We start from the raw sequence: 5,662 nt of genomic DNA, 5'->3' as shown, positions 1-5,662 counted from the left end.
AGTTTCACATCGGCGGCTACAACCCCGTCTCGAATCGGGCGAAAGAGCTAACGCCAGCGCCAGGAATACACGGTGGGCCAGTACGCCTGAAGCGCAGGCTACACACGAGATTTTTCTTTTACTGCGTACATCGCATGAGCCGAGTTCAGCGTCGAATGTGTCGTCGGCGCAAAATCTATGTCGTCGACTGATCAGCGACAACGAGCTCAAGCAGAGGAAGCGACGTCTGCCCCGCAGTGTTTGTCCGTTTCGTACGCAGACCGGCGCGGACCTGCTTGGGATCCTCGGCCGATTGAATCCAGCCCTGGCTGGGACGCTTGCCGCCGCTGATGACCTCGAATGCCTCGATATTACGCACCACGTTCATCTGCGCTTGAAGGGCCTGAGCGGCAAAATCGGCACTTGGAAGAATGCAATACATCGCGTCGATTTTCGAGCGGCGCTTACCTTCGCCTTGAAAAACTCCTTCTTCCGTGACCGACTCGATCAGCTTCATCCGCTTCAGATCCTCGAAGCAGGTTGCGAGCACCTCGAACAGCTTGCGGGACCGGGAGTAGTTGAGCCCACAAGCGTCGCGCACGGCCGACGCTGCCAACGTCAGCGTCGGGGATCCGTTGTTCTCGCCAAAGACGAAGGCGTGCTGGAGCCGCTTGTAGATGTACCGCGACACCGGCTTTAACGACATCAATGTCTCATAATTCAAATCATGAAAATCGAGGTTCCGTATCGCCTCAGCCAGTAGCGGGTTGACCTGGATATAGACGGAAGAGCGCTCATCCTTGTTCGCGGCTCCAGCCTTTCGCAACCTCATCACGGGCAAGATCGCGGACCCCAGCATGAGATCCCAGGGTTCCCCATCACCATCGTAATCGGTACGTTGAATAGTTACCTTGGCAGTATTGAGGATAACGAGAGCTTCCTCGATTTCCTTATATCCGAAAGTATGTCCTGTCGATTGCAGCTCTTTATACAGATCGTAAAATTGCAGGTTGATTGCAACAACATCTTTATCGCTGACTTCCAGATTAAGCTTGCGTTGCTGAATGGCAATCTTCCGAATTGCAAGCTCGATCAGGTGTTCGCGTTCGCCAGGATACTCTTCGACCTTGACGCCGTTGCGATTGATACGAGCGGGGTTCAGCGTGAGCCGATAGGTATGCCCTCTTGCCTCGAACGTCCGCTCGACCGATGCCAGATAATTACCCTGCCGTAGCTCGGCACTCGTATAGATCACCTGCCAGGGTGTCAGATCCCACAAGCCGAAGCTCTTCGTCATCCGACCGGACGGGCTGTCGAGAAACGCGAACTGGGCCGGTTGCTCGGCGTCCAGACCGTTCTTGGCTCGCTTGGCGGGAACACGACTCAGGCTCATCGGATCAAACCTCCGAGGTTGAATGGATCGGGGGACATCTGCCGAGTCAAAGCCAAATGTCCCGCAGCCGAGCGTTATGCGTGTTTTACACCGAGGTATTCAGGGCGTGATCCTTGATCCAGGCTGAGGAATTCGGGGCGCGATCAGGTGTCCCATGCCGAGCTGGGAAATCCGGGGCGCTATCGGGGAGTCGCCGATACCCAAGGCTGGCCGCAGGGGCCTTGGCATTCCTGGGGTATTTCGGGCGCGATGCTCATGCCGCGAGGACGAGGCCTGGTCGGTCGACAGCAGCAAACGCGCCGAGCTTTTCATGGTCGCAGCATCTGGCCCGCTGTCCCACTCGTCAGACCACTGCAGGAAAGGGCCTCTGAGGGAAATCGGGCGCTTCGGTCCCTTGCTGCCCCTGAGGTATTCGGGGCGCGACCCGGCTGGCGAAGCTGAGTCATTTCGGGCGCGATCAAGCCGGATGGGCTGAGTCATTTGGGGCGCGATCCAGCTGGAAGGCATGAGTCATTTGGGGCGCGATCTGCGGTATCGGGTCATATCGCTGACAGTGCAGGCGTTTTCCCGGCATTGCAAAAAAGCACGGACGTTATCGTCCCGCTGACCACCGCGCCCCGAAAACCTCGGTCGCGGCAATCCTGCCAAGCGGCGGAGCGATCGTCGTCGGCGCCCCCCGAAGACACGACCTCGCCCCGAAAACCTCAGCTTGCGCAAGCGTTCGGGATCCACGGGCCGGAACGGAGGCGATTGGAACGCGAGACCGCGCCCGAGAGCGGCTTTCCGTGACGTACAGGCAGACCGCACGCGCCACGCACGGCGGGTATCCGTCTACCCTCTCGTTACTTCTCTACCGATCGTCACCCGAATCGGTTCGCCGGCAGCGCATCATCGCGCCTCAAAAACCTCACATCACGCCCCGAAAAACTCAGCATCCTAAGTCGTGGTCTGAGACGCGCCCCGAAAACCTTACGAAGCGCCCCGAAAACCTCATGAGAAATGCTTTGAATCGAACGACGAACCGGCACCCGATGCGTTCAGGACGATCAAACCGTCTTTGGAGCGGACGCAATGCTCATCCCCCAGACCTTCAAGCCAGAGCTGCTTCGGCTGCTGAACGAGCTTCCGGAAGACGCATGGGTCCACAATCTCTGGCGTCAAACGCTCTACAAGGAGTTCGAGGCCGGACGCTGCACCGAGGACGAAGTCAGTGCCTTCGAGCGCGAAAGCGTCGCCGTCGTCCGGTGCGCGGTCCGCGGAGTGTTCGACGCAATCCCCTCCCGCTTCGATGAGAAGCGGGTGAAGCCGCGCGGTCGACGGTCTCCGCGTGAGAATCGTGCCAGGAGCACCCGGATCGTCGGTATCCGCTACGTCCGCAGGCACGCGCTCGACCCCTTCATCAGCCATCTCGTGTCGCCCGGCGCACGCACGACGCTCCTGTATCTGATCGCGCGGTGCGGGAAGCTGCGTGTTTTCAAGAAGCAGACCTGCCTCGTCGCCAGCGACCTCGGAATCGCACAGCGAACCGTCCAAGCTCACTACGCCGCCTTGGAAAAGGCCGGGTATATCGTCCGCGGCGCCATCGACCCAAAGACCGGTGCCACCCCGATCCGTCTGACCGAAGCCATCGAACCGCCGCGCTTCAAACACGCTGGCGCGCCGATCACGTCTCTGCGCGAAACGGCGACGCAGGAATCTGCGCCCACCAAACCCATAAAGGAAGAATCTAAAACGAGTTACGCCAAGGCTGTGAACACCGGGGAGCCTGCCTCTGGATCACGATCAGCGGGGCAGCTCACGACGCGAGAGCCCGGGGTTGAGCTATCACTACCGGCTCAGCCCCGGGCTCTCGCTCTCGGGGTTGAAGACATACTCGATCGGGCGTTTCGGCGGGACCGCGAAGCGCAGCGGGATTCGAGCCAACCCGCGAATGCCGGGCCGACAGAGTTCGATCGTCACCTCAGCGCGATTCTCGTGAGCATTGCCTGCATCCGCTCAGAGCGACAGGCACAGCGTCGGTCGTCTCGGCACGGAACATCGATGTCGACCGGCATGGGCTCAGGGGGAACACGCGAGGTAGCGGGGAGGGGATCGTCGAAGAAGGTTTTGTCGCGAGCAGGATCAGAAACAGCGCAGACCGCGGCAGGTCGGACACCAAGAGCGATCGACACCTTGCCCCGAGATCATCGATCAGCGACTTCCGAACCTCGCCACCGTCACCCAGGCGAAGCCGCCCTCTGGATCCGGCAGGTCACCAACGAATCGATGTGAATCGCTCCGGGTTTCTCGGCGGCCGTTTGTTTTGAGTTGGGCGGCCAAGGCTTGGTCGCAGACCTGAGCATGATACGGCACCGCCCGGATGCTCCACGGAACGCCGCCGGTGCAAGCCCCCACTACCCGCGCCATCACCGACCGCCGTCACGCCATGAGCCCGGCCGCCGTTGTCTCGTAGCCCGCCAGTTCCTCGCGCACGAGAGAGACGAATCCGTCGATGAGCGGATTGTTGAGGTTGCGGCTCGGGAATAGGGCGTGGCCGTGGAACGGGATTTCCGGCAGGAACGGCCGGAAAGCGATACCGCTGCGGCGATAGTCGTCGGCCGCGATCGGGTTCACGATACCGACGCCGAGCCCCTGCTCGACCAGGGCGCAAATGGTCGCGCCGAACGGCGTCTCGAGCATCATCTGGCGGTGAATGCCGGCGGCTTCGAAGGCGCGGTCGACCCGGGTCCGCGCCCCGTCCTCCAGGGACAGGGAGACGAAGGATTCTCCTGCCAGTGATCCGCCCCCACTGAAGTGGTCCACCCTGAGGCATGGCCTGCGGGCCAGGACGAGGACGGACAGATGGGAACGAAGCGGCCCAAGCCGGAGGATGTGGTCGCCAAGCTGCGGCAGGCGGACGTGTTGATCGCGCAGGGCCAGAGCGTGGCCGACGTGATCCGCGCCCTCGGTGTGACCGAGGTGAATACTACCGCTGGCGCAAGGAGTTCGGCGGCCTGAAGACGGATCAGGTCCAGCGGATGAAGGACTTCGAGATCGAGAACCAGCGACTTCGCAAGGCGATTGCCGACCTGACGTTGGACAAGCTGATCCTGCAGGCGGCTCGGGGAAACTGAGATTGGGATTGCCCCGTTTCTGTGGTTCTTGCTCACTTTGCGTGGATGGCGGTGGAACGCCTCGGGCCGATGATGGTCTGATCCGCCCTCCCCATCGTGGGAGGCATGACCATTCCCTTCGCCATCCCCGAGTGCCGCGTTGCGCATCTCGTCGAACGACACGACGATCACCTCGTCGTCCCGGTGCGACTGGACGCAGTCACAGGCTGCTGCCCCGAGTGCGGGCAGGCGAGCTGGTCCGTCCATAGCCGCTACCACCGCCATCCCTCCGACCTGCCGCTGTCGACATCGAAGACCAAGCTCCGCATGGAGGTGCGGCGGTTCTACTGCCGCAACCCGACCTGCCGACGCCGAACCTTCGCGCAGACGCCTACGGACCTCCTCGCACCGCGCGCCCGGCGCACGCGGCGGCTCTGCGAGGCGCAGGCCAGGGTCGGCCTCGCCTGCGGCGGTGCAGGCGGCGCGCGTCTTCTCGCGCATCTCCACATGCCGGCCAGCCGCGCGACCGTGCTGCGGCTCATCACCCGCATGCCGATGCCCGACACGCCGGTTCCCATCCGGGTCGGCATCGACGACTGGGCGATCAGGAAGGGCAGCCGTTACGGCACGATCGTCGTCGACCTCGACCGTCGCCGCGTCGTCGATCTCCTCCCGGATCGCACGGCACCCACGGTGGCCGGCTGGCTCGAACGGCACTCCGGCGTCGAACTCGTCGCCCGGGATCGCTCGACCGAGTACGCCCGAGGCGCAAGCCTTGGCGCTCCCCAGGCGCAACAGGTCGCCGATCGCTGGCAACCTGGGATTGCCCCGGATCGGTGGTTCTTGCTCACTTTGCGTGGATCAGACGGCCAGAACCATGCGGCGCTTGAGGAGATCGATGCCGGCCCGTCCATAGCACTGGCGCTTGATGAGCTTGAGCCGGTTGACCTGGCCTTCCGCCTGGCCGCTACTCCATGGCTCCATGAGAGCAGCCCGGACGGCAGCGATGTCCGCGTCCAGTCCCGAGGCGAACGTCGCGATGGCAGGAGCGTCGCAGGTCCGGGCCTTCGTGATCCAGGCGGCGAGGTCAGCAGCGGCGTCCTGATCATCGGGCACAGCCTTGCTCTTCCCGGCGGCGCGCACGAGTGCGGTGAAGCGGCGGGCCAGGCCTGTGACGGCCCGCGCGGTGTCGTCCTGC

3 protein-coding genes and 3 pseudogenes are annotated in these 5,662 nt (G+C 62.8%); 3 read left to right on the top strand and 3 right to left on the bottom strand.

Going from position 1 to position 5,662, the window contains the following annotated elements:
- Nucleotides 1–175: 175 nt before the first annotated feature.
- Entirely contained in the window at nucleotides 176–1,372 is a 1,197-nt protein-coding gene (locus QR78_RS34420) for a hypothetical protein (RefSeq protein WP_125901374.1), read from the bottom strand.
- A 1,071-nt stretch (nucleotides 1,373–2,443) separates the two neighbouring features.
- Between QR78_RS34420 and QR78_RS34415 the strand changes: the two genes are divergently transcribed.
- On the top strand, nucleotides 2,444–3,643 hold the full coding sequence (locus QR78_RS34415; RefSeq protein ID WP_125901376.1) for a hypothetical protein: 1,200 nt from the start codon (nucleotides 2,444–2,446) through the stop codon (nucleotides 3,641–3,643).
- A gap of 147 nt (nucleotides 3,644–3,790) precedes the next feature.
- Here the strand turns inward: QR78_RS34415 and QR78_RS33200 are convergent, their stop codons facing one another.
- Entirely contained in the window at nucleotides 3,791–4,174 is a 384-nt protein-coding gene (locus QR78_RS33200) for a LysR substrate-binding domain-containing protein (RefSeq protein ID WP_158004077.1), read from the bottom strand.
- A 39-nt stretch (nucleotides 4,175–4,213) separates the two neighbouring features.
- On the opposite strand from QR78_RS33200, the pseudogene QR78_RS25680 reads away from it, so the two are divergent.
- Both QR78_RS25680 and QR78_RS36265 read left to right on the top strand, forming a co-directional pair.
- Nucleotides 4,214–4,479: pseudogene (locus tag QR78_RS25680) on the top strand (transposase); the annotation flags it as partial.
- 111 nt (nucleotides 4,480–4,590) lie between these two features.
- Nucleotides 4,591–5,217, top strand: a pseudogene (locus tag QR78_RS36265) (ISL3 family transposase); the annotation flags it as partial.
- A gap of 108 nt (nucleotides 5,218–5,325) precedes the next feature.
- Here QR78_RS36265 and QR78_RS36260 read toward each other — a convergent pair.
- Nucleotides 5,326–5,526, bottom strand: a pseudogene (locus QR78_RS36260) (ISL3 family transposase); the annotation flags it as partial.
- Nucleotides 5,527–5,662: the final 136 nt, after the last annotated feature.

Source organism: Methylobacterium indicum, assembly GCF_001043895.1.
Taxonomy (GTDB): Bacteria; Pseudomonadota; Alphaproteobacteria; order Rhizobiales; family Beijerinckiaceae; genus Methylobacterium; species Methylobacterium indicum.
The sequence above is the reverse complement of the archived record's forward strand: the minus strand, read 5'-3'. Positions and strand labels throughout refer to the sequence as shown.